The sequence below is a fragment of the Bacillus haynesii genome, assembly GCF_001969855.1.
Taxonomy (GTDB): Bacteria; Bacillota; Bacilli; order Bacillales; family Bacillaceae; genus Bacillus; species Bacillus haynesii.
This window is the reverse complement of the sequence record NZ_MRBL01000001.1, coordinates 248,140-271,200: the sequence shown is the minus strand read 5'-3', so window position 1 is coordinate 271,200 and position 23,061 is coordinate 248,140. Positions and strand designations below refer to the sequence as shown.

Below are 23,061 nucleotides of genomic sequence, written 5' to 3'. Positions count from 1 at the left end.
CAACTTTGTAGCCTGGCTTAGAAACCCATATTAAGCTAATAAAATTGTTCCGCATAAAGAAACTACTGCTAGACGTAAGGAAAAGACAGTAAATGTCTATTTAAGTGCCGTCACAAGCTTTTATGATTATCTATATCGCATCGACCTAATTGAATCAGATATTATTGAAAAGCTAATGAAAGTGATGTTTACTGGTGCCGGTGGTAATAGATATAAAAGTTTCTTACATCATGTTCATAAAGGAAACTCACTTTCTAAAAATATCTTAAAGCTAAGAGAGCCTAAAGAAAAAGTGAAAATCTTTACAAAAGATCAAGTCAATACTATCTATCATACCGCCACAAATATTCGGGATAAATTTATGATGAAATTATTTTTTGAGACCGGATTGCGTGTAGGAGAAGTCTTCTCTCTCTATTTAGAAGATTTTCAATTTGACGCAAAGCAAAGACGGCATAAATTGCAATTAACAGACCGAGGGGAATTACATAACGGCGGAAAGCTGAAAACAGGTGCAAGGAAACTAGACATTTCGCAATCACTAATGGATCTGTATGATGATTATTTATATGAGGTAATCGATAATTATAATCCAGATCATAATTTTGTTTTCGTCAAACTTTGGGGAAGAAACCCCGGGGCTCCATTAACATATTCAGATATTTATGCTACTTTAAAAGAAATTGAGAAAAAGACAAATGTCTATATTACTCCACATTTATTTCGTCATACCCATGGAACCACTTACTATCTCCAAACTAAAAACAAAAAAATGGTACAAGAACGTTTAGGACATTCAGATATACAGACTACTATAAATCTATACCTCCACCCTTCTGATGACGAAATTAGAGAAGATTGGGAAAAAGCAGCAATAGCCTTTAAAATCGCTACATCTCCATATAAAGAGAACCAATAAGTGATCTAAATATTAATATTCTGCACCATATTTAGAATACTAGCTTTTATTTGAGATTAATCTAAAAGACGGGGGCTCCAAATGTATTAAGATACAAGATGAATTAGATGCCAAGGACGCTAAAATAGTTGCCTTATTAATAATAATAAGCTGCAAGGAGCAAGTTTAGCTCTATGTCTATTGTCATATTTTTTAAAAAACCCTTCCTAATTGGAAGGGCTTTTAAGTAATTACAGATCAATTCTGTTGAAGTGTATTTTTGAATTGTTGGTTTTCCTCGGTATTCAGTGGTGTAGACATCCACAGATTCTTAATCAATCATTTTTCTCCTGTGTCAGTCCACATGTAATCATCTTTACTCAAATCATACATTGATCCAGCGCCGAAATAGAGAATTTTTTTCTTCATCTTCAAATGCTCAATTGCTTGCAATAGACACATGGTATTCCATTTGCTGGCAGCTCTTTCGGTACGCATTTTCATGACAGTCTACATAGGAAATGCTTATTTTGTCCAGGATTCAACCACTTTCACACCATTTCCATCTTCTACAAAGTGCAGGAACTGCATCACATCACCAGCGGTTTTTTTACCTGTTGTTAAGTCCTGATTCGTGATCCTGTAATGAATGGCCGCCCAATCACCACTGATCAGCATATTATCAAAGTAAATCCGCTTCACATCCGTCGATTCAGCAGCATCCTTTACAGCGTCCTTGTATTTTTCCAATGTCATAGTCCCAGCAGATGTATGGTACTGCATATTACTATCATAATAGGTATCCGCCCATGTCGTCCAGGCATCATAGCCTTGGTTCCAGTTATCAAAATCGTTCAAGATAGCGCTTTGAATTTTCTTAGCCATCTCGGTATCAATGGGGGTCGGATAAGCAACAGGGTATTTTTCTTCCAGATTCGAGGTATCCGGTATCGACGTATTGATGATTTTCTCTAATGCGGCCTGCTGCGCCGCCTTTTCCTCTTCGGTTTGGAAGCTAGATAATCCGGCAAAATCGGCTCCCTTTGTTCCAGCCCAGCCTTCCACAACCCGGGTACCCAGTTTGTCCCCATAATCCTTAAAGCGGACGAACTCCATCACACTTCCGTCTACTGCTTCACTGGTCTTCCTGTTAATCGTTGAGATATCATATCGGATCGCAGCCCAGTCCCCGCTGACAATCATATTATTAAAGTTGCCCATCTGAATATCGCTGGCTTTCAGCGTCTCATTCATGGAGTCCTGATATTCCTTCAGAGTCAGTTTCACACCGTGAACATTGTAAAGGGAATCCTCCGTATATAGAATATCTCCCCACGCCTTCCAAGCATCATAGCCTCTATTCCAATTTTCAAAGCCATTTAGCAGCCGGTTTTGAATGTCTTTTCCCAGTTCTGTGTCGATGGGAGTAGGATTAATCACTGGAAATTTCCTTATAAGCTCTTTTGTATTTTCATAAGAATTGGAGATCTTGGGCGGAGCTTTCTCATCCGTAATTCCCGTGTTCTCCGAGGAAGACTCCGAATCAGAAGAGACATTATCATCGCACCCTACTGCCGATCCTAAAATCAACATTGCCACTCCAGTTGCCATTATTTTTTTCATTTTCATCATAATTGGCCTCCTTACTATTATTTAAAACATTCCTTTATACCTTGCTGTTGTAGATTTTTAACCACTTGCTCTATTAATGAGCCATTCTTCGTAATAAAACTTATCCGAATTTTACTTTTTTGATCAATCTCATTAATTTTCAAATAAATCCTCCATATGAAAAGAATTGAATCGCCTTCTATCTTGTGATTCACTTTACTTATTTGGTCATGACACGTATACATTGCTCCTTTAACGTTTATTTATTTTCACTAATTTTTCTCCAGCGAATAAGAGCTAAAATTGATACACCACATAAAACTACATATCGCGCCTTATTTTTCATAATATTTAACCTCCTTGATTTTATTTGCTGCTACGAAAGAAGATGTATGACAAACTAATATCTTTAGGATCACTGCCACTAAATGTCCCTCTGAAATATGGATAGCTGTCTACATAAATGTCTTCACACTTGACTTCCCACTATACGTGTTAGCTTTGGTATATGCCTTTACAAATGTATCTTGCATTAAATCTCCAGCTATATGATATTGTCATGTATCTTCTTTCGACAAAGAACAAGATAGCCTTAGCTACGAATGATCCTAAGTACACAACGATAGAAATCACTTTATCCTTAATTTTATCTTCCTTTCATTTATACGCTGGTACGCTGTGGCTTATTATAAAAAGTGTGTCTTATAATTTAGTTTAAACTATTGGCATATTAAAAAAACGTACATAAGTACATGTACGTTAGGGCAAATTCTATTCTTAAATCATCTACGATCTAAAATGGAAGCTCACACTGACAAATCATTCTAACTTGACGAAAATCTTACCTTAGTCGTTCAAGTTCCAAAAAAAGGATTGTACATTTTTGATATGTTTAAAATGTACAATCCTTTTTAATCTAACGTTTTACTAGTCTTACCTAAATATAAAGTTGGCGTTTAAGGCGTCCTCTATGTGGCAGTATATGCTTTTCGACAACAGCCTGCTGTTTGGGCTGGGTTTTCCTTTAGCCGTAACGATTATTGCCTCTATTATTGCAAATATAGAGCATCAGACAAATTCGTGGAAGCAAACGCTGTCTCTGCCGGTATCAAGAGTAGGAATTTACTTAAGCAAATATATTTGGCTTTTTAACAGCCTGCTCTTAACTGCAACGATATTTGCAATAGGGATGGTTGTACTGGGCAAGGCTTTGGGATTTGAAGGGCCGATACCGTGGGGGCTTTTGTTTGGGGACGGTTATGTCATGCTGCTGACGGCTTTGCCGATCATGTCTTTTCAATTATGGTTGCCCATCACATTTAAAAACCAGGCGTTTGCTATTCTCATTGGTACGGTCAGTTCAATTGTCGGTCTCTTTTTAGCTAGCGGAATGACGACGCGGTGGTTTCCGCTCGCTTATCCGAGCCAGTCTTCAACCATCATCCTGCAATATGAGGGTCTTGGGATCAATCCGGATCTATCGGCTGTTGTCATCATTAATGTTTTTGTCGGAATGCTGCTTTTGTTCATTAAAGAGACGGGACATGATTTCTCTATGAATGAATTCATCCCGATGAAAACGGGATGATATCATACGTCAGTTTTACTTTTTTTGTCGCGTTTACATAAAGTACTCCGGCCGATTGATCATGATCTGCTTGTTCATTTGACTGATAACGCCTTCGCAGCGGAGCTTTTTCAGGACGGCGCTGACGGTTTCGCGGGATGTCCCCGAGATTTTGGCAATTTCGGCAGCGGTGATCGGACAGTTGATGACGGTTGAATTGCTTTCTTTTTGGCCGAGGCTTTCGGTTAAATAATAAATGGCTTGTGTGACCCTGTCGTGGGCATGGGAGAGTGTAATGCGCTTCAGCCTTTCCTCGTGAAGGGCAAGAATGTCTGATAAATGATTGAGAATATCGTAAAGCAGGTTTTTATTGTCCCGGACGAGATCTTCGAAGATGTTCATGGGTATATAGTAGAGTTCGATATCTGTTAAGGCTTCGGCGGCATAGTGATAATGCTCATCCCGAAACAAGCCTCCAAATGGAAAGAGGGTATGAGGACGTACATAGTCGGTATAAAACATGGATCCAGCTTCGTTTGATTTTTCGAGTTTGATAAAGCCGTCGAGAAGAAGGTACATTCGTTCCCGGGGGTCGTCTTCCATAAATAATATCTGGCCTTTATGGTAAGTGCGCCAATAGATAAACTGTTTCATATCTTCCAGATCTCTTTTATTCAGGGAAGCGAGAAGAGGAAACTTTTTCAGCTGATGTACGATGTCTTTGTTCTTCATATGGACCACCCTTATCGATTTTCTTATGTTGCGGCTATATACTTTAAATTTTACTTGTTTTTGACGATTGGCAAAAGGAAGAACCCTCCCTGAGCCCTTCCTTTTGCTTTTAGGCTTGGACGACAATCGTGCCGGCATTTCCTTGAAGAGCGTCTTTGGCTGATTTCAGGGATGTGATGACGGTTTTGTTGCCTTTTTTGGCTTCAGCAAACTGAATGGCTGCTTTGACTTTTGGCAGCATGCTTCCTTCTGCAAATTGCTTTTCTTTTATATAACCTTTCAGTTCTTCGGTGGTGACGCGTTTTAGCGCGCGTTCTGTCGACTTTAAATAATCGACGGCAACATAGTCGACACCTGTTAGAATGACCAGTTCGTCAGCCTGCACAAGTTCCGCGAGTTTGCAGGCGGCAAAGTCTTTGTCGATGACGGCGTCAATACCGGAGACGGCATCGCCGTTTTCGATGACGGGAACGCCTCCGCCGCCGGCCGCAATGACGATATGTCCGTGTTCAACAAGGTCATTGATCACATCGTGTTCAAGGATCGATACCGGAGCCGGAGACGGTACGACGCGGCGCCAGCCTCTTCCGGCGTCTTCTTTAAAAACGAGGCCGCCGTTCCGGTTGTTCATCAGTTCCTTCGCTTCCGCTTCGCTGTAAAACGGACCGATCGGCTTTGTCGGGTTGCGGAATGCTTCATCATCGCCTCGGACGGCAACACGGGTGATGACGGTTGCCGCATGTCCGCCTTTTCCTTTCGCATAAAGCGCCCGGTCAAGGGCATTTTGCAGCCAATAGCCGATCATTCCCTGGGTCATCGAAACACAAGTTTCAAGCGGCATGGCCGGTGTTTTCGGAGAATCCGCCTCCTTTTGCTGAATCATCAGGTTTCCGACCTGCGGGCCGTTTCCGTGCGTGATGATTAATTCAGCGCCGCTGTCGATCATATCCGCCAAATACATGGCCGTTTCTTCAAGCGCGCGCTTTTGCGCTTCTGCGCTGGCATCTCCGGTTTGGATGGCATTACCGCCAAGTGCGACGACAATTTTTCTTTTTTTCATTTGATAATCACCTCTGTTTTGTTAAATTGAAATGCTTCCCGCAGCCAGTCTGATCACGGCGATGACAGCCAATACAAGAATCAGGGCAGCAATCAAAAGCTCGGCTTTATTGAAGACGGGGCCTTCTTTTCCTTTGCGGACAGCCCGGAATACGAGAATGCCGGGAGCGTATAAAATCATGGTCAAAAGCAGGTAATCGAGTCCTGCGGCATATACGAGCCAGACGCCGTAAATGCTTGCGATGATCCCGATGGTGAGATTTTTGCCCCGGTTAGGCTCTTTGTGCAGCCAGCTGTATTTAAGCTGATAAAGCCCGGAAAACAGATACGGGATCAAGATGGCCGAGGAAGCCAGGGAAAAAGCAAACTGGTAGGCCGCATCTGAAATGAGAAACGTCAGCAAAAACAGCTGGATAATGGCGTTTGTCAAAGTCAGCGCATTTGTCGGCGCACCGTTTTTATTTTCTTTGCCGAACCATTTCGGGAAGACCCCTTCGCGTGCCGCGATCAGCGGGAGTTCACCCGCGAATAATGTCCAGGCCAGCCAGGCGCCCAATACGGAAATGATCAAGCCCAAGTTGATGAGCACGGCTCCCCATTTGCCGACGATGTGCTCCATGATCGCAGCCATTGAAGGGTTCGGAAGCCCGGCTAAGTTTTGCTGATTCATGACGCCGAGCGACAGCATCGTAATCATGACGTAAATCACGAGTACGCTGATCAAGCCAATGACAGTCGCTTTGCCGACATCGCTTGATTTCTTGGCCCGGCTTGAAAATAAGACGGCCCCTTCAATTCCGGTAAACACCCAGACGGTCACAAGCATCGTGCTCTTGACCTGTGTCCCGATGGAACCGAGCGACAGCCCTTTTCCCCAGAAATCGTTCGTAAATAAATCAAGATGAAACACAAAAATAATGGCGATTATGAAAGCAAAAATCGGTACCAGTTTTGAAATGGTCGTAATCAAGTTGATCATGGCAGCGGACTGAACACCGCGGAGGATCAAAAAGTGCACGCACCAGAGGATCACGCTTGCACCGATAATCGATGCGACGTTTTGTCCGTCTCCAAACGCAGGGATGAAATATCCGATTGCGCTGAACAGCAGCGTTCCATATGCGACATTGCCGAGAAGGGCTGCGAACCAGTACCCCCAGCCGCTGTTAAACCCCATGAAATGACCGAATCCTTCCCGTGCATAAGTGAAAATACCGCCGTCTAAATCAGGCCGTTTCGTCGTCAAGTTTTGGAAAGAGAAGGCCAGGGCAATCATGCCGACTCCGGTGATGATCCAGCCGATTAAAATGGCTCCCGCCCCCGCCCCTGAAGCCATGTCGCTTGCAAGGTTGAAGGCGCCCCCGCCGATCATCGATCCGATGACAAGCGCGATGAGCGCAAACAGGCCTAGTTTTTTTTCTTCCGCCATTTATGTCACCTCATTCGGTTTAGAATGGAAAAGGGAATGAGCCCCTTTTCCTGTCAGTCAAGATCGCCGAGTGTCGCTGCCATGACAGCCTTAATCGTGTGCATGCGGTTTTCAGCTTCATCGAACACTTTAGAGTGTTTGCTGCGGAACACTTCGTCCGTCACTTCCATTTCTTTAAGGCCGTGCTGCTCGTAAACATTTTGTCCGTAAGTTGTATGAATGTCGTGGAAGGCAGGCAGACAGTGCAGGAAGATGACGTTGTCGTTTCCTGTTTTCTTGACGAGATCCATATTCACTTGATAAGGCTTGAGCAGTTTGATCCTTTCAGCAAACTTGTCTTCTTCCCCCATGGATACCCAGACGTCCGTATACAGAACGTCAGCTCCGGACACGGCTTTATCTGTATCGCTTGTGACGGTGATTTTTCCGCCGGATTCTTCGGCAAATGCTTCTGCCATTTTAACGATGTCCTGGTCAGGGAAAAGCTCTTGAGGCGAGCAGATTCTCACATCCATGCCGACTTTGGCGCCGCCGATGAGCAGGCTGTTGGCGACATTGTTCCGGCCGTCGCCGATATAGGTGAGTTTGACTCCCTTGACGCGTCCGATATGTTCTTTTACAGTCATAAAATCGGCCAGCATTTGTGTCGGATGCCATAAGTCCGTTAAGCCGTTCCAGACCGGCACACCTGAATGTTCGGCAAGCGCCATGACTTTTTCGTGTTCAAATCCGCGGAATTCAATTCCGTCGAACATGCGGCCGAGAACTTTGGCCGTGTCTTCGATCGACTCTTTTTTGCCGAGCTGAATGTCGTCTTTTCCCAAATATTCGGGATGCGCACCGAGGTCGATACAGGCTGTCGTGAAAGCGCAGCGCGTTCTTGTAGAAGGCTTTTCAAACAGCAAAGCGATGTTTTTGCCTTCCAAATAGCGATGCCTGATGCCTTGTGCTTTTTTCTCTTTTAATTTTTGGGCAAGATCGAGCAAATAAAGGATCTCTTCTTCTGAAAAGTCTTTTTCAGCTAAGTAGCTTCTGCCTTTTAAATCAATCATTTGGTTCATGGATCTCTCTCCTTTTTCTTTAGGTTTGGCTATTTTACATCTTCGCGGTAGAGCGGCATGCTCATGCAGCGCGGGCCGCCGCGTCCTCTTGAAAGTTCCCCGCTCGGGATTTCGATAACCTTAATGCCCTGTTCTCTCAAACATTCGTTAGAAATGTAATTCCGGTCATAGGTGACGACAACACCCGGAGCGATCGCGAGTGTATTGGAGCCGTCATTCCACTGCTCCCTGGCTGAAGCGATTTCGTCTCCGCCGCCGCAGAAGATCAAGTTGACATCTGAAAGGCCGAGGGTTCTCTTCAGTACTTCAAGCAAATTGTGTTCTTCAGTCGTATGAATGTCGTCTGCCGTTTTTCCTCTTTCAAGAACGAAGATCCGCATGTCTCCTTCAGGCCCCTGGATGGCGGGATGGATCGTGAATTGATCTCGGTCAACCATCGTGAAGACGGTATCTAAATGCATAAAGGCTCTGCTCTTCGGTATTTCGACGGCCAGTACACGGCGAATCCGGCTCTGCCGCTGAAATAAGTTCCGGACAAGACGCTCGATCGCCTGAGCCGTTGTCCGTTCTGATACCCCGATCGCTACGGTTTCTTCATTTAAGACAAGCTCATCTCCGCCTTCGATATTGAATTTGAAATCACGGTCGAGCCAAACCGGAATCTCGTGTCCTTTAAAACGCGGGTGGTGATTGATAATGTAGCGCATAAACAGAGACTCTCTCCGGCGGGCAGGCTCCTTCATTTTGTTGATGGTCAGTCCGCTGCCGATAGCGGCGGCCGGATCTCTTGTGAAGTAGAGGTTTGGCATCGGATCAAGATAAAATGGATAATGGTCTTCCATCAGCTCATGAAGATGCGATTTTTTTTCGCGTTCCAGCTCATTTTTTCGAATGCCGCTCATCACATGTTCGACCATCGAATCGGTGTCAAAGGTGAGCAAGAACTCTTTCAGCCTGTCGTAAGCGCCGTTGATATCCGCTTTGCTTTCCGTTAAAAGCTCATCGATAAACTGCTCGCGGACTAAAGCGTCATCTAAAGCTTCGGCCGTCAGCTTTTCTAAATAAAGAACTTCAACTCCCTGTTTCTTTAACGTTTCTGCAAATTGGTCATGCTCTTTTTGCACCGCTGGCAAAAAGGGAATATCGTCAAAGAGAAGCCTTTCCAGATATTCGGGTGTGAGGTTTTCCAGTTCCCGACCGGGCCGCTTCAGCATGACGGATTTCAAAGGGCCGATTTCTGAGTAAACGTGTATAGGTGTTGTCATGATCATCCCGCCTCCTAAGCTCTTTTTGTTACATGTACAGCTTAAAACAGGAAGAAAAAGCGTGATGTGAAAGCGATAACAACGGAAAAGTGATATATTTCACATGTTTTTTGATGAAGCAAAAACAAAAGTGAATAATTATGATAAATGGAAAATGAGTTCCTGTCGGAGCAGAGAATAGAACGTATAAAACGTGTATATTTTTAACGGGAATTTTTGAAAAAAATTTTTTTGAGTGCAAAAAAAAGCTGATCCGGACGGCCGGATCAGCATAAATGGTTACAAAATGATTGGGCTGCCTCAGGTGACTGGGAAATCACAAGGCATGTATCGTTCCCGCATATACAGCCCAGCATTTCCGGGCTTCCGAGCTTATCAAGAAGGACGCCGATGGCATGGGCGTTGCCGGGCATGGTTTTAATAATGATCAAGTTGTCCGTCCGATGCACATGCAGGACAACATCAGAGATTTTATCTTTTAATATTTTGGAAGGATTGACGGATAAAGAAGCATTTGTCGTGTAGACAAGTTTTCCGTTTTCACCGGGCTGTTTCACAAGATACATGTCTTTAATATCGCGGGAAATGGTAGACTGCGAAACGGTGATGCCGCGTTTTTCCAGCAGGGCTGCCAGCTGTTCCTGATTTTCCACCGGATGTTCGAGAATGGTCTGCTTGATGAGCCATTGCCGTTTTTGTTTGTTCATAAGAGCGCCTCCCAGGCAAAACACGTATATCTATTATTATAGAACGGTTTTATCGCTGACAGATGGAAGCTATTTTACAAAAAAACAAATCTTTCAGGCTGATAAAGGGGTTGATAGACCCCAAAATTTCACTTATAATGCTTGAAGATGACAAATTGATAGCAGAGAAAAGGTGGTTTTCTAGGGTTCCGCAGTGCGTCCCGCGCTGGTCTGGTCCGAGAGAAAACACATAGCGACGTTATCGCTATGACACGGTGGGATAAAAGCCCAGGAGTTTTTGCTCTTGATCAAAGAGCTTCTCTCCGGGGCTTTTTTAATTTTACTGGAAAACGAATACGGATAAAGGAAGGGGATGCAGTTATGAAAAAGAAAGCAATGGATATGATACTAATTATTATAGGCGCGTTTTTCTTTGCGTTAGCCGTGAATCTGTTCGCCATCCCGAATGACTTGGGAGAAGGCGGCGTCACGGGGATCACGCTGATTTTATACTACGTTTTTGAATGGTCTCCGGGCATCACAAACTTTGTGCTGAACGGCATTCTGCTGATTATCGGCTATCGCTTTTTGGATAAAAAAACGACGATTTACACGATTATTGCGGTCGTGGCCAATTCATTCTTTCTGCACGTCACCGAGAATTGGACGGTGCCGGCTGATGAAGTGATCATCAGCACGATCTTTGCCGGGGTATTTGCCGGCGTGGGCATCGGCATGATCATCCGTGTCGGCGGAACCACTGCCGGGTCTGCGATTCTCGCGAGAATCGCCAATAAATATTTTGACTGGAACATCAGCTATGCCTTGCTGATGATCGATTTAGTTGTCGTGTTCAGTTCCTACTTTATCATCGGAGCTGAAAAGCTGATGTTTACGATTGTCATGCTGTACATCGCCACGAAGGTCATGGACTTCATTATCGAAGGGCTCAACACGAAAAAAGCGATCACGATCATTTCCGAGCATAAAAACGAGATCGCAGCGCAGGTCAATACCCTGATGGACCGCGGCGTCACGATATTATCGGGACGCGGACACTATACGGGCGACTCCAAAGAAATATTATACATTGTCATTAATAAACAAGAGCTGTCCATGCTGAAGAAAATTATTAGAAGCACAGATAAAAAAGCATTTGTCATCATCCATGATGTCAGGGATGTATTCGGCGAAGGATTTGTTGATATTTCAAAATAGGGGAAGGCTGCCGGCAGATGGCCGGGAGCCTTTTTGTATTCATCGGGTCTGATTAGGACGGATCATCTGCTGATAAATAATTGCACAAATACGCCATCTTCCTCACACTGCGAGTTTTATGCAGGAACTGATTTCTGTGGTAAGGCAGATCGTGGCATGAATATCATTTATGGCGAAATCCGCTTGCTGAAGTAAAGGAGGCCTATTATTCTTGGAACAGGGAAAAAAACAGACAATTGATGTGAAAAGCCGAATGTTCTTTAGAGTATGGGGTTTTTGCAGGGACTGCGGGTCTTGGGGTGGTTGGCGTATGGCTCTTTTATGAAGCGATAAAACTCGAATCGAAATATTCATTGCTGTACCTAGCAGTCGGACTTTTCGGGATCATCTATGGTTTGATGACCTCCCTCTCTAACGGTTTTTCCGGCCTTCACGAAAAAAGGAAACATCATCTTCAGCATGATCGAGGGAGAAGACGGGCGGCTGCTCTCAGGAAAGAAATCCGTGTTGATCAAGGACATCAAGAGCCTTAAAATGGCGCAGCACCGCTACAGCCCGAAAGGCATTTTCTTTATGGATATACTGATAGAGACATGCGGGAACGGCATGATGAGGATTCCGACGTACAACATTCTGCCTGAGCCGGCATTTTATCAAGCGGTCGAGTTATACGTCCTGCCGTATATGACGGAGGACTGGATCGGTCAGTTTACAGAAGCGCAAAGAAAAGCTTATTTAAATGAATTTCATAAAGAATTTAATCATCCGGGAAAGAGCAATTTTAGCGGTGAATGAAAATATTTGAAACCTTTGGGGAAATTCATTCGTCTTAATTAGAGGCCGTTGTCTTACATGCGGAAATTTTTTTTCGCAGGCGTGGACTGTTTGAGTGAGGGAAGCCGGGGGATTTCACCATGGCCGTGCTTGTAAAACCGCCGAGACTTTTAGTAGAATGATATATTATCGTTTCCTCACGCTTCATTGACTGAAACAGAAAGCGGTCTGAAAAAAGTTTAAAAAGGTAGAGGTTATCATGAAAAAAATATTTTCTCATAAGCTAAGCTTTTTTGTATTAGCTGTTGTTTTTGTATGGGCTAAAACCTATGCTTCCTACTTTTTAGAGTTTAATTTGGGTGTGAAAGGGTCTACGCAGCACATGCTGCTGTTTATCAACCCATTGAGCTTCACGATTGCTGCACTCGGTTTGGCTTTGTTTGCAAAAGGCCGCCGGTCGGCGATATGGATCATCATCATTGATGCTGTGATGACGTTTGCTTTATATGCAAATGTCCTGTTTTACCGTTTCTTTGATGACTTCTTGACGTTTGCCAACTTAAAACAAGCCGGAAACCTCGGCAATATGTCGGATGGTGTTTTTGACATCATGGCATTTCATGACATCATCTATTTCGTAGATTTGATCATTCTGATTGCCTTATGTGTGAAGCTGCCTGAACTGAAGGCGGCACAACTGAAAAAAAGATGGGCTGCAACCGTTGTTCTCGGCGGAGTAGTTCTGTTTTTCATCAACCTTGCAGTTGCTGAGACCGACCGTCCGGAGCTTTTGACAAGAACATTTGACCGAAATTACATCGTCAAGTATTTGGGGCCTTACAATTACATGATCTATGATGGTGTCCAGGCCGCCCAAAACGCGAGCCAAAAGGCATACGCGAGCAGCGACGACCTGACGAGCGTCATCAACTATACAAATTCGCATTATGCAAAACCGAATGACGAGTATTTCGGTGCAGCAAAAGGAAAGAACATCATCAAGATTCATTTGGAAAGCTTCCAGACGTTTTTGATCGATTATAAGCTGAACGGAAAAGAAGTCACACCGTTCTTGAACAAGCTGGCACACGGCCAGGATGACATGATGTATTTCGATAACTTTTTCCATCAGACCGGCCAAGGTAAAACCGCGGATGCCGAATTGATGATGGACAACAGCCTTTACGGACTTCCTGAAGGCAGTGCATTTGTAACAAAAGGGCAAAATACGTACCAGTCCCTGCCGGCGATTCTGAACCAAAAAGAAGGCTACACAAGCGCCGTGATGCACGGGGACTACAAGTCATTCTGGAACCGCGACCAGGTGTATAAACAAATTGGCTATGACAAATTCTTCGATGCCAGCACATATGATATGTCAGAGGAGAATCTCGTCAACCTTGGCTTGAAAGACAAGCCGTTCTTTGAAGAATCAATTCCGAAGCTGAAATCGCTCAAACAGCCGTTCTATGCCCATTTAATCTCGTTGACCAACCACTATCCGTTCATTTTGGATGAAGAGGATGCCACCCTTGAAAAGGGAACGACGGGAGATAAAACGGTAGACGGGTACTTCCAGACGGCGCGCTATCTTGACGAAGCGCTCGAAGATTTCTTTAAAGAGCTGAAAAAATCGGGATTATATGATGATTCGGTTATCGTGATCTATGGTGACCACAACGGAATCTCAGAGAATCACAACCGTGCGATGAAGGAAGTATTAGGTAAAGAGATTACACCGTATCAAAATGCGATGAATCAGCGTGTACCGCTGATGATCCGCGTTCCAGGCAAAAAAGGCGGAGTCAATCATACGTATGGCGGTGAAATGGATGTCATGCCGACACTTCTTCACCTGCAAGGTATTGACAGCAAAAAATACATCAACTTTGGTACAGACCTCTTTTCTAAAGACCACGACCAAACCGTGGCTTTCAGAAATGGAAACTATGTAACGCCGAAGTACACGATGATTGATACGACCGTATACGATACAAAGACAGGAAAAGAGATCAAGGGCAACCAGGAAACGGAAAACCTGAAATCGCAGGTGTCCGAACAGCTGGATCTGTCCGACCAAGTACTCTATAAAGATCTGTTAAGGTTCCACGAGATTTCAGACTTCAAGCCTGTTGATCCATCAAAATATCATTACGGAAAAGAAAAAGCCAGCGAGTAAAAAACGAAAAACCGCCTGACGCTTGAGAAAGCAGTCAGGCGGTTTTTTTGTGGGGGCAGGTCCGCCGTTGTTCTAAGAAGCCGGGCCGGCACATAAATTGATAGGAAAGAGGACAGAACAAGGATAGAGGATGTGAGAGCGTTGACCAAATCTCAGTATTTTTTTAAATTGCATCCTTTAATGGTGCCGGCCGGCTGGAAGGTGAAAGAAAATCATTTGTATCAAAAGCCGATTCGCGATCCCCGCCATACGTTATTCATCTTGGAGAACGAAAGCTGCGGTCAAATGGTGCAAGTTGAATATGCTGGAGAACTGAAGTACGTCATCAGGATGCTAAATGCTGATCAAACACTGGTCAGCGAAGATTCAGACGCGCCGTATGAACAGCTGGTCGACAGGTTGGAAGATATGATACGTGCTTCCGGTGGCGCCCGCAATTTGCTAAGGCTTAGAATCCCGGCCGGCTGGACGGTTGTGCATCACTCATTAACCGATACAAACCCCGATGAATTGGCGCCTGACAGCAAGGCTTGGCTGTCTGAGTTCAAACGGGACCTTTTGAAGCTGCGTCATGATGAAAAACGCCTTCTGCTCGATGTAGAGTGGTATCCCGAGTGCAGTCCGGCAGGTCATTATGCGCTGAAATTGATAAAGAACGGGAACTGGAACAGTCCTTTGGAAAACATGCTGTGCATCCATCCGAAGGAATTAGCCTATGAGATTAACGCTGTTTTGAAAAAGACTTGTGAACATCAATATGTTGAAGAAACCGGCGCATAACGGCCGGTTTTTGTGCGAAAAGACCCCTATGCGGTTCATACTTTTTATTCAATAAAATGTCATTTTTTTCTTGAGTGAATAAGAAAAATATTTTATCATGGTAAAAGATACATAAGAAATAGACGAAAGGGGTCAAATGGGATGAAAAAAATAGCAGCGGGTCTTTTGTCTGCCGGTCTTATCATCGGTTTTTCCTGGGGTGCCGGCGATGTGGCAGAAGCAAAAACGAAGGTGAAAACGTACAAAAACTGCAAAGCTTTAAACAAAGACTATAAAGGCGGCGTCGCCCGTACGAAGTCGGTGAAAAACAAAGGCGGAAAAACGAAGTACAAGCCGTATGTTTCAAAAGCGCTTTATGACGCCAATAAAAAGTTGGACCGCGATAAAGACAAAATTGCCTGTGAGCGGTGATATATCCAAAAAAAAGATCTCTGCCGAGGGATCTTTTTTTGTTTATCAGGAAATTTATGAAAATTAAAGACTGCTGAAACATAATCTTAACAGTGCGAACCTATACTTTGGCAAGAGAAGAGCAAAAGGGGAGTGGATGATGTGTCAGCTTTATTCAAAAAATTGATGTTATCTTCATTGATCGGGGTCTCCATCGGGTCAGCACTGTTTGCACCGAATGCGGGGGCACAAGAGCCGGCGGCGAAGCCTAAAAAAGTGGATGTCATTGCACACAGAGGCGCTTCGGGATATGCGCCGGAAAACACGATGGCTGCCTTTGAAAAAGCGCTTCAAATGAAAGCAGATTATATCGAGCTGGATGTTCAAATGTCCAAGGACGGGGAGCTTGTCATCATTCACGATACGACCGTAAACCGTACGACAGACATTGACTCAGTGCTGCCGGTTGCCGTAAAGGATTTGACGCTTGCCGAGCTGCGCAAGCTTGATGCTGGCAGCTTCTTCGGTCCGCAATTCGCCGGGGAGCGCATTCCGACATTTGAAGAAGTGCTTGACCGGTATAAAGGGAAGATCGGAATGCTGATCGAATTGAAAGAGCCTGCACGCTATCCGGGAATCGAAGAAAAAGTATCAGCAGCATTGAAAGAGCGGAGAATGGATAAGCCTAAAAACGGAAAAATCATTGTACAATCGTTTGATTTTAACTCTGTTTACAAAATTCATCAGCTGCTTCCATCGATGCCGACAGGTGTCTTAACGTCAAAAGCGGCGGACTTAACAGATGCAAAGCTCAAGGCATTTTCCGGTTATGCCAAATATGTAAACGCCAACTTAAAAAATGTGGCCGCTGATCCTACGCTTGTGCTGAGGATTCATGCGCTCGGTATGAAAATTACGCCTTGGACCGTCCGTTCCCGCGATGAAGTGCCTCCGCTTTTGAAGGCCGGCGTGGACGGAATTGTGACAGACTTTCCCGACTATGTTCCGAAAAAAGTACGCTAGAAACGAAAAAGAAAGCCTGCAGTTCGCTCTGCAGGCTTTTACATACATCAATAAAACTGAGCTAACAACAACAACGTCAGTGTAACGGTTATCGCCCCGCCGATTCTTGTGGACACCTGGGCAAACGGCATGAGCTCGAGGCGCTCTGCGGCGCTGAGAATGGCGATGTCGCCGGTGCCTCCCTGACCGGAATGGCAGGCATTGATAATCGCGGTTTCGATTGGATACATGTTTAGCCACTTTCCTGTAAAAAAGCCGACGGTTATCATCGTGACGACGACGGATACGATCGTAATAATATTGGCGATATTAAAAGCTGCGATCAGCTTGTCCCACGGTGTCATGGAGACGCCAATGGCAAAAAGCAGCGGATATGTCACAGCAGTTGAAAAGAAGCGTGACACGCCGTAAGCGCCGTTTTCCAAATTCGCCGGAGCCAAACGAAACAGTTTCACGGCAACAGCCAGCAAAAGCATCATGACGGGTGCTGGAAAACCAAACAAGTCATGTGAAAGCATACCGACCAAATATAATGAGACGGCAAGAATGCCTCCTGAGGCAAAGTGGGAAAGATTAAAAACGCTTTCTTTGTCTTTGTCGCGGCTTTCAAGCGGCAGTGCGTCCCCGCTTTCGAAACGGTCAACTTTTCCGTTGCCTGTCCAGTCAGGCTTTTTCTTCCCGATTACGTTTAAAACCCCGGACAAAATGACAGCGCTTAAGCTTCCGAACATAATGGAAGGAATGACAAGTGCAAAAGCTTCCCCTTGTGACATGTGCATGATTTCCGAATAGCCGATGGACAGCGGAATGGCTCCCTCGCCAACCCCTCCGGCCATTATCGGAATCACAATGTACAGCAGCGTATGCTGAAATCCGAGGCCGAGCATTGTACCAACCGTCAGACCGACTGCCGCTGCGGCAATTGTCCCTGCAATCAGCGGAATAAAAATTTTAATGAACGCCCTGACCAGCGTTTCTCGTTTCATCCCTAAAATGCTTCCGACTACAATAGCTGAAATAAACAAATAAAGAAAGTTTGAGTTTTCTGTAAATTCAGATGTTGATTTGATGATGTCTTCCGGAATGAGATGGTAGTAGACGATAGCTGAAGGAATAAATGTCGCAAGTATGGCGGCACCGCCGACAGAACGAAGAAGCGGCAGCGACTTTCCGATTTGGGCGAAGGTGAACCCGAAAAAGCCCATAACCGCAATAGCTGTTAAAATGTCGCTTTTCAGATCGTGCATATAGACAAACGTCACAATCAAAGCGAAGAGCAGCAAGTATACGGGCAGCGGAATGATGCCGATTTTAACATTCATTGCTCTTGCAAAAAAGTTTTCATCCGGTTCTTTCGTTGTTTGAATCGGTATATGTTGTACCTTTGTTTTTGCTTCCATATTCTTTCCCCCATCCTTTATGTTATCCCCTTGCTGAGTTATTAAACTAAATTAAGTATACTAAAAAAATCAAAATTCAGACAACCGTGCAGGAAGACCTAGCTGTGTTCCCATGATGATCAAGAGCAACTCGATTTGGCTAAAGATGTGTCTGACCACTGTTTAATGGCCTTGCGCAGGCTATTTTTGATACGGTTATTCCCGAATCTCCTTTTATTGGAATGAAAATCGACACAAAAAAGCTGTTAATCCGTCAAAAATAAATCAAACATTTGGGAGCAGAGACCTTTTTTCTTGTGTGAACCGTTGATACATTCAGCTCCTGTCTCCGAACAAACACAGGACGTCTGCGACAAAAGATTCAATCTTGATGCGGGATATATGTGAAGGCTGATCAATGTGAGTCTTATGGATTTTTTAAATTGGTATCTATAGTCTCATAATTTTTATGTTTATTAGATATAAAGATATATTTTTTTATCGTTTTTGAGGAAAAATAGGTCAAATGGTGTTAATATATTCGAGTGCAAAAGAATGAAATAAAGGAATATTTTAGAGAAATCCTCTGGAAAGGGTTTTTTAACATCACATAAGGAGAAGAAAATGGAATTTATTTTACACTACTATCCCGCAGCAATGATTGTCCTGATGCTCATCAGCTTTTGGGGATCCCGGATGAATCCGCGTTTTAAGAAGTTTTTAATCATATTGTGTCTGATAACGAACGGTGTGTATATTGTATGGCGGTTCGGCTTTACGCTGCCCGTCTCTCGTCCCGACGACATCGTAATGGGCGTTATCCTGATTGCAACTGAATGTATCGGCTTTTTGCAGCTGTTGGTCTTTTATACGCTAGTATGGAAGGAGAAGAAGCGGGAGCCGGAAAAGCTGGGTGATCAAGACCATTGGCCGAGCGTTGATATTCTCATTGCAACTTACAACGAGGAGCGCCATGTGCTGAAAAAATCAGTGGCAGGCTGTCTGAACCTTGATTATCCAAAAGAGCTTGTCAACATTTATTTGTGTGATGACGGAAGACGGACGGATATTAAAAAGCTGGCTGAGGAACTTGGCGTTCATCACGTTACAAGACCAAGTAATGAGCATGCAAAAGCGGGGAACTTAAACCATGCGATGAGCTGCTCGAACGGGGAACTGATTGTGACGATGGATGCCGATATGGTCCCGCTTCCTACATTTTTGCAGAAAACTGTCGGCTATTTTAAGAAGGAAAAAGTGGCTTTTGTTCAAACGCCGCAGGCCTTCTATAATGAAGATCCTTATCAGTACAACTTATTTTCTGGAGCGAACATTCCGAATGAGCAGGACTTTTTTATGCGCAGGCTCCAGGCCGGGAAAGACCGTTTTAATGCCGTCATGTATGTCGGCAGCAATACGGTTTTCAGAAGAACCGCTTTGGAGGAAATCGGCGGTTTTGCGACCGGTGTGATTACAGAGGATATGGCAACCGGAATGCTTTTGCAAACTAAATTTAAATCTGTTTTCGTCAAAGAAGTGCTTGCGGTCGGTCTCTCGCCGGAAACGTGGACAGATCTTTTGAAACAGCGCGACCGCTGGTGCAGGGGAAATATTCAGTGCGGAAAGAAATGGAGTCCGCTTTTCTTAAAAGGTCTGACCCCCATGCAGCGAATCCTTTATTTTGACGGTATTCTTTTTTGGTTTTTCGGCGTTTTTAAGATGGTATACATTCTGGCGCCGCTCTTGTTTTTGCTGTTTGGCATACATAGCTTAAAGACCAATTTGTGGTCGATCACTTCGTTTTGGCTGCCTGCGTTTTTAGGTTCTTACCTTTCATTTAAAGCCGTTTCGGACCGGCAGCGCAGCATGAGCTGGAGCCATATTTACGATACATCGATGGCGCCGCACATGGCGATATCGGCCTTGTCGGAATTCATTTTCAAAAAGCGGTTTGATTTTAAAGTCACGCCGAAGGGTGTCAACACAGATCGGAGAAAATTCAAATATACAACGGCGCTGCCGTGTGCGATTTTGCTCGCAATGACGCTGCTTGCGCTCGGAAAAACCCTTTATGAATTGTTGTTTCTTCATACGTTTGATATAAACGTCACTTCGTATAATTTATTTTGGGTTCTCTATAACATGACAGGGCTCATACTTGCGCTGCTCGTTGCCTTTGACAGGCCGAGATTTCGAAGCTCTGAGCGGTTCACAGTCAACAAGTCGGCGGCTTTTTCCACCGTTTCAGGAGATGAGCACGAATGTGAACTGATAGATGTGAGCGACACGGGCGCGCGTATCAGACTGCCTTATACGGCTGATTCGGACATGTACTATCATGTGGACGGTCTGATTATAGATGCGGTCGGCAAAGTGCCGGCTCGGGTGATGTGGACGACGAAAGACGCGGACGACATTGAAATCGGGCTGCACTTCAAAGAGATGGACAAGGAGCTGTATGTGAACCTGATCCGTTTTATGTTCAATGAAGAAAATGCAAAAAAATCCGACCGGGAAAAGCGGGCTGATACGTTGTCAACCGTGATGCGCTTTTTAACGAAAACCGAAAAAACCCCTGATGCATTCAAGAGAAAATATGTCCGCGAGGCCGTTCAAGGTCTTGGAACACTGCTGTTTCCCGATGATTCAGACAAAGGTGCTCACGAAATCATGATTAAGGACATCAGCTTGTCAGGCTGCCAGATTGAATCCGCTGTCCCGCTTGAGATGAATGAACATGTGCTGGTTTCTATCAATGAGAAGGATCCGGATCAGCGGCTGGCGCTCGTCTGCTGGATAAAGAAGCGGAGAAAGCGATACACAGCGGGGTTGAAATTTATAGATGAACATGCATCACAATCAATAGGAGACCCGGTAGCATAAGCTGCGGGTCTTTTTTGTCAACGGTCTTCCTGTACGGTCCGCCCATTTTCGAATTTCATGCTATGGTTCAGCATGTTTTCTTTAGCTGTGATCTCTCGGGGCTGAACCTTAAAGACAACGGTTTTGCTGCCTAAACTCGATCTGTACTTTTCAACATGTGTTTTGTTAAGCGGGGAACTGTAGTATCCCGGTACATATTTGTCGAGAAGAGACTGCATGGCAGATGTTGCTTCATCTAAGTCTGTAATCATTGACGCTGTGCCGAAAAGAACGACGCTCATATAAGCGGTATCTGTTTTAGCGGGAATCGGGTGAACCATTGTTCCATATTGTTCGCTGACTGTGAAGCATACGTTTGAATTTTCGTGAAGCATATCCATTTTCCGTCCCTCTGAGGCACCGTGAAAGTAAATAAAGCCGTTTTTCCAAACGAAGTTCAAAGGGATGACATAGGGTGTCCCGTGAGCGGCCAAGCCGAGGTATCCGGTTTGTGCTTCTGTTAAAAATTGATCAATCTTGTTTTCATCTGTGCAGGCAAGCTGTTTTTGCCGAATGGAATGAGCCATCACATTCACGCTCCTTTTTATTGTTAAGATGATTTTAGGTTGTTATTGTCCCTTTAAAAAGAGACAATAATAGAAAACTTGATGAGGTCAGCAAATGATAGAATTAACTCCTTTACTCAATAAACAGCTTAAAACGCCTCTGTATATGCAGCTATATCAATATATAAAAAAAGAAATTGAGACCGGCGGCATCTCCCCGGGAACTCTTTTGCCGCCGATCCGCCATTTATGCGAGCATTTGCAACTAAGCAAAAATACAGTTGAAAGCGCCTATCAGCAGCTCACTGCGGAAGGCTATACGGAAAGCATGCCAAGGATCTGCATCAAAGTGCTTCCCTTGGAGAAAACGCTGATGCCGCCTAGTCAATTGAAGGTCCATACCAATCGGGAACCAAAAGAAACAGAACAGTCTTCAGCGGCAACATATGATTTTAAATATGGTGATATTGATTTAAGCCATTTTCCATTTAAAACATGGAGGCGTTGTCTGCAGAATGCATTGGACAGTGAAGATCATGACTTATTTTTGTATGGGGATCATAAAGGCGATTTCGGCCTTCGCTCGGAATTGGCGAAATATTTATTTCAGGCAAGAGGTGTGCGCTGTGTACCTGAGCAAATTGTGATCTGTTCCGGTACGCAGAATGCAGTCGGACTTCTTTGCCAGCTGCTCTCAATGAACGGCCGACTGGTTGCGGCAGAAAATCCGGGATATGATGGTGTGCGTTCCGTTTTCCTAAACCATGGATGTGCTATTCAGCCAATCGGTCTCGAGACGGATGGAATCAATTTGTCTCAGCTTGCTGCAAGCCGGGCGAAACTCGTTTATATAACGCCCTCTCATCAATTTCCGTATGGAATGGTCCTGCCGATACAGAAAAGGCTGAAATTACTTGAATGGGCAAGCCGCGAGAATGTCTACATTATCGAAGATGACTATGACAGCGAATTCCGCTATCAGGGCAGGCCCATTCCATCATTAAAAGCGCTTGATAAAAAAGAAAATGTTATTTATTTAGGGACTTTCTCAAAGTCATTTCTTCCGGCGGCGAGATTGAGTTATATCGTTCTGCCTTCAAAGCTGGCGGATGAATTTCAGGAAAAACTTGGCCGCTACAGCCAGTCCGCTTCACCTATCATTCAAAAAGCGATGTTTTTATTTATGAAAGAAGGGTTTTTCGAAAGGCACATCCGTAAAATGAAAAAAGTATATCAAGAAAAGCACAAAACATTGATCTCGGCTATTAAAACGCATTTTGGAAATGACATGGAAATCATCGGCGAAAAAGCGGGACTCCATATTTTAATGAAGACGGGCCGGCGTGCGCGAGATCTCATACATAAAGCGGAAAAACTCGGTGTGAAAGTTTATCAGGTATCAGATTTCTGGCTTGAGCCTCATGAAAGCAGTTCTTCTATCGTCATGGCGGGATTTGGGGGTCTTTCTGCAGCGGAAATTGAAGAAGGGATCAGCATACTGCGTAAAGCTTGGCTCTCATCATCAAAGCAGGAACGGTGAAAAATGCCCGTTCCCGCACCGATATTAAAAAGGATTCAATAG

General features: G+C 44.4%; 18 protein-coding genes, 1 pseudogene and 1 riboswitch. Of the genes and pseudogenes, 10 read left to right on the top strand and 9 right to left on the bottom strand.

What is annotated here, in order from left to right:
* Positions 1 to 175: 175 nt before the first annotated feature.
* On the top strand, positions 176 to 919 hold the full coding sequence (locus BTA31_RS01335; protein ID WP_239693111.1) for a tyrosine-type recombinase/integrase: 744 nt from the start codon (positions 176 to 178) through the stop codon (positions 917 to 919).
* 504 nt (positions 920 to 1,423) lie between these two features.
* Here the strand turns inward: BTA31_RS01335 and BTA31_RS01330 are convergent.
* Positions 1,424 to 2,530, bottom strand: coding sequence for a nuclear transport factor 2 family protein (locus BTA31_RS01330; protein ID WP_076788460.1), 1,107 nt, complete (start codon positions 2,528 to 2,530; stop codon positions 1,424 to 1,426).
* A gap of 949 nt (positions 2,531 to 3,479) precedes the next feature.
* On the opposite strand from BTA31_RS01330, the gene BTA31_RS01320 reads away from it, so the two are divergent.
* Positions 3,480 to 4,097, top strand: a complete 618-nt coding sequence (locus tag BTA31_RS01320; RefSeq protein WP_076788455.1) for an ABC transporter permease — start codon at positions 3,480 to 3,482, stop codon at positions 4,095 to 4,097.
* A gap of 33 nt (positions 4,098 to 4,130) precedes the next feature.
* On the opposite strand, the gene BTA31_RS01315 is transcribed toward BTA31_RS01320, so the two are convergent.
* From BTA31_RS01315 to argR, 6 genes are all read right to left on the bottom strand, one after another.
* Positions 4,131 to 4,808 (bottom strand): Crp/Fnr family transcriptional regulator, encoded by a 678-nt coding sequence (locus tag BTA31_RS01315; RefSeq protein ID WP_020453468.1) that lies wholly within the window; start codon positions 4,806 to 4,808, stop codon positions 4,131 to 4,133.
* A gap of 109 nt (positions 4,809 to 4,917) precedes the next feature.
* Complete coding sequence (gene arcC, locus BTA31_RS01310; RefSeq protein WP_076788452.1) at positions 4,918 to 5,868, bottom strand: carbamate kinase; 951 nt, start codon at positions 5,866 to 5,868, stop codon at positions 4,918 to 4,920.
* A gap of 21 nt (positions 5,869 to 5,889) precedes the next feature.
* Positions 5,890 to 7,296, bottom strand: a complete 1,407-nt coding sequence (gene arcD, locus BTA31_RS01305) for an arginine-ornithine antiporter (RefSeq protein ID WP_076788446.1) — start codon at positions 7,294 to 7,296, stop codon at positions 5,890 to 5,892.
* A 53-nt stretch (positions 7,297 to 7,349) separates the two neighbouring features.
* Entirely contained in the window at positions 7,350 to 8,357 is a 1,008-nt protein-coding gene (argF, locus tag BTA31_RS01300) for an ornithine carbamoyltransferase (protein WP_076788441.1), read from the bottom strand.
* 29 nt (positions 8,358 to 8,386) lie between these two features.
* Complete coding sequence (gene arcA, locus BTA31_RS01295; RefSeq protein WP_043926967.1) at positions 8,387 to 9,622, bottom strand: arginine deiminase; 1,236 nt, start codon at positions 9,620 to 9,622, stop codon at positions 8,387 to 8,389.
* A 266-nt stretch (positions 9,623 to 9,888) separates the two neighbouring features.
* Positions 9,889 to 10,329: an arginine repressor gene (argR, locus tag BTA31_RS01285; protein ID WP_076788438.1), complete on the bottom strand. Its 441-nt coding sequence runs from the start codon at positions 10,327 to 10,329 to the stop codon at positions 9,889 to 9,891.
* Positions 10,330 to 10,498: 169 nt separating this feature from the next.
* Positions 10,499 to 10,605, top strand: a riboswitch (guanidine-I (ykkC/yxkD leader).
* An 84-nt stretch (positions 10,606 to 10,689) separates the two neighbouring features.
* Here argR and BTA31_RS01280 point away from each other — a divergent pair.
* From BTA31_RS01280 to BTA31_RS01255, 6 genes and pseudogenes are all read left to right on the top strand, one after another.
* Positions 10,690 to 11,526, top strand: a complete 837-nt coding sequence (locus BTA31_RS01280) for a YitT family protein (protein WP_043926845.1) — start codon at positions 10,690 to 10,692, stop codon at positions 11,524 to 11,526.
* 211 nt (positions 11,527 to 11,737) lie between these two features.
* Positions 11,738 to 12,321: pseudogene (locus BTA31_RS01275) on the top strand (YfjD family protein).
* Between the two features lie 238 nt (positions 12,322 to 12,559).
* The gene (gene ltaS, locus BTA31_RS01270) at positions 12,560 to 14,479 is read left to right on the top strand and encodes a lipoteichoic acid synthase (RefSeq protein ID WP_076788435.1); all 1,920 of its coding nucleotides are present in this window, start codon (positions 12,560 to 12,562) and stop codon (positions 14,477 to 14,479) included.
* 132 nt (positions 14,480 to 14,611) lie between these two features.
* The gene (locus BTA31_RS01265) at positions 14,612 to 15,259 is read left to right on the top strand and encodes a hypothetical protein (RefSeq protein ID WP_239693110.1); all 648 of its coding nucleotides are present in this window, start codon (positions 14,612 to 14,614) and stop codon (positions 15,257 to 15,259) included.
* Positions 15,260 to 15,400: 141 nt separating this feature from the next.
* A complete protein-coding gene (locus BTA31_RS01260; protein ID WP_003186434.1) occupies positions 15,401 to 15,670 on the top strand; it encodes an excalibur calcium-binding domain-containing protein in 270 nt (89 codons plus the stop codon).
* Positions 15,671 to 15,811: 141 nt separating this feature from the next.
* Positions 15,812 to 16,672 carry a glycerophosphodiester phosphodiesterase gene (locus BTA31_RS01255; protein WP_076788432.1) on the top strand — a complete coding sequence of 287 codons (861 nt, stop codon included), beginning with the start codon at positions 15,812 to 15,814 and terminating at the stop codon, positions 16,670 to 16,672.
* Between the two features lie 47 nt (positions 16,673 to 16,719).
* Here BTA31_RS01255 and cimH read toward each other — a convergent pair whose 3' ends face one another.
* Positions 16,720 to 18,072, bottom strand: a complete 1,353-nt coding sequence (gene cimH, locus BTA31_RS01250) for a citrate/malate transporter CimH (RefSeq protein ID WP_043926850.1) — start codon at positions 18,070 to 18,072, stop codon at positions 16,720 to 16,722.
* A 603-nt stretch (positions 18,073 to 18,675) separates the two neighbouring features.
* Between cimH and BTA31_RS01245 the strand changes: the two genes are divergently transcribed.
* Complete coding sequence (locus BTA31_RS01245; RefSeq protein WP_076788429.1) at positions 18,676 to 20,934, top strand: glycosyltransferase; 2,259 nt, start codon at positions 18,676 to 18,678, stop codon at positions 20,932 to 20,934.
* Between the two features lie 17 nt (positions 20,935 to 20,951).
* Here BTA31_RS01245 and BTA31_RS01240 read toward each other — a convergent pair whose 3' ends face one another.
* Positions 20,952 to 21,500 carry a pyridoxamine 5'-phosphate oxidase family protein gene (locus tag BTA31_RS01240; RefSeq protein ID WP_193427189.1) on the bottom strand — a complete coding sequence of 183 codons (549 nt, stop codon included), beginning with the start codon at positions 21,498 to 21,500 and terminating at the stop codon, positions 20,952 to 20,954.
* A 94-nt stretch (positions 21,501 to 21,594) separates the two neighbouring features.
* Here BTA31_RS01240 and pdxR point away from each other — a divergent pair, with 94 nt between their 5' ends.
* Complete coding sequence (pdxR, locus tag BTA31_RS01235) at positions 21,595 to 23,019, top strand: MocR-like pyridoxine biosynthesis transcription factor PdxR (RefSeq protein ID WP_193427187.1); 1,425 nt, start codon at positions 21,595 to 21,597, stop codon at positions 23,017 to 23,019.
* Positions 23,020 to 23,061: the final 42 nt, after the last annotated feature.

Coding starts and splice junctions, on each gene's coding strand:
- BTA31_RS01335 (WP_239693111.1), top strand. CDS start 176: ATGAAAGTGATGTTTACTGGTGCCGGTGGTAATAGATATAAAAGTTTC.
- BTA31_RS01330 (WP_076788460.1), bottom strand. CDS start 2,530: ATGATGAAAATGAAAAAAATAATGGCAACTGGAGTGGCAATGTTGATT.
- BTA31_RS01320 (WP_076788455.1), top strand. CDS start 3,480: ATGTGGCAGTATATGCTTTTCGACAACAGCCTGCTGTTTGGGCTGGGT.
- BTA31_RS01315 (WP_020453468.1), bottom strand. CDS start 4,808: ATGAAGAACAAAGACATCGTACATCAGCTGAAAAAGTTTCCTCTTCTC.
- arcC (WP_076788452.1), bottom strand. CDS start 5,868: ATGAAAAAAAGAAAAATTGTCGTCGCACTTGGCGGTAATGCCATCCAA.
- arcD (WP_076788446.1), bottom strand. CDS start 7,296: ATGGCGGAAGAAAAAAAACTAGGCCTGTTTGCGCTCATCGCGCTTGTC.
- argF (WP_076788441.1), bottom strand. CDS start 8,357: ATGAACCAAATGATTGATTTAAAAGGCAGAAGCTACTTAGCTGAAAAA.
- arcA (WP_043926967.1), bottom strand. CDS start 9,622: ATGACAACACCTATACACGTTTACTCAGAAATCGGCCCTTTGAAATCC.
- argR (WP_076788438.1), bottom strand. CDS start 10,329: ATGAACAAACAAAAACGGCAATGGCTCATCAAGCAGACCATTCTCGAA.
- BTA31_RS01280 (WP_043926845.1), top strand. CDS start 10,690: ATGAAAAAGAAAGCAATGGATATGATACTAATTATTATAGGCGCGTTT.
- ltaS (WP_076788435.1), top strand. CDS start 12,560: ATGAAAAAAATATTTTCTCATAAGCTAAGCTTTTTTGTATTAGCTGTT.
- BTA31_RS01260 (WP_003186434.1), top strand. CDS start 15,401: ATGAAAAAAATAGCAGCGGGTCTTTTGTCTGCCGGTCTTATCATCGGT.
- cimH (WP_043926850.1), bottom strand. CDS start 18,072: ATGGAAGCAAAAACAAAGGTACAACATATACCGATTCAAACAACGAAA.
- BTA31_RS01245 (WP_076788429.1), top strand. CDS start 18,676: ATGGAATTTATTTTACACTACTATCCCGCAGCAATGATTGTCCTGATG.
- BTA31_RS01240 (WP_193427189.1), bottom strand. CDS start 21,500: ATGGCTCATTCCATTCGGCAAAAACAGCTTGCCTGCACAGATGAAAAC.
- pdxR (WP_193427187.1), top strand. CDS start 21,595: ATGATAGAATTAACTCCTTTACTCAATAAACAGCTTAAAACGCCTCTG.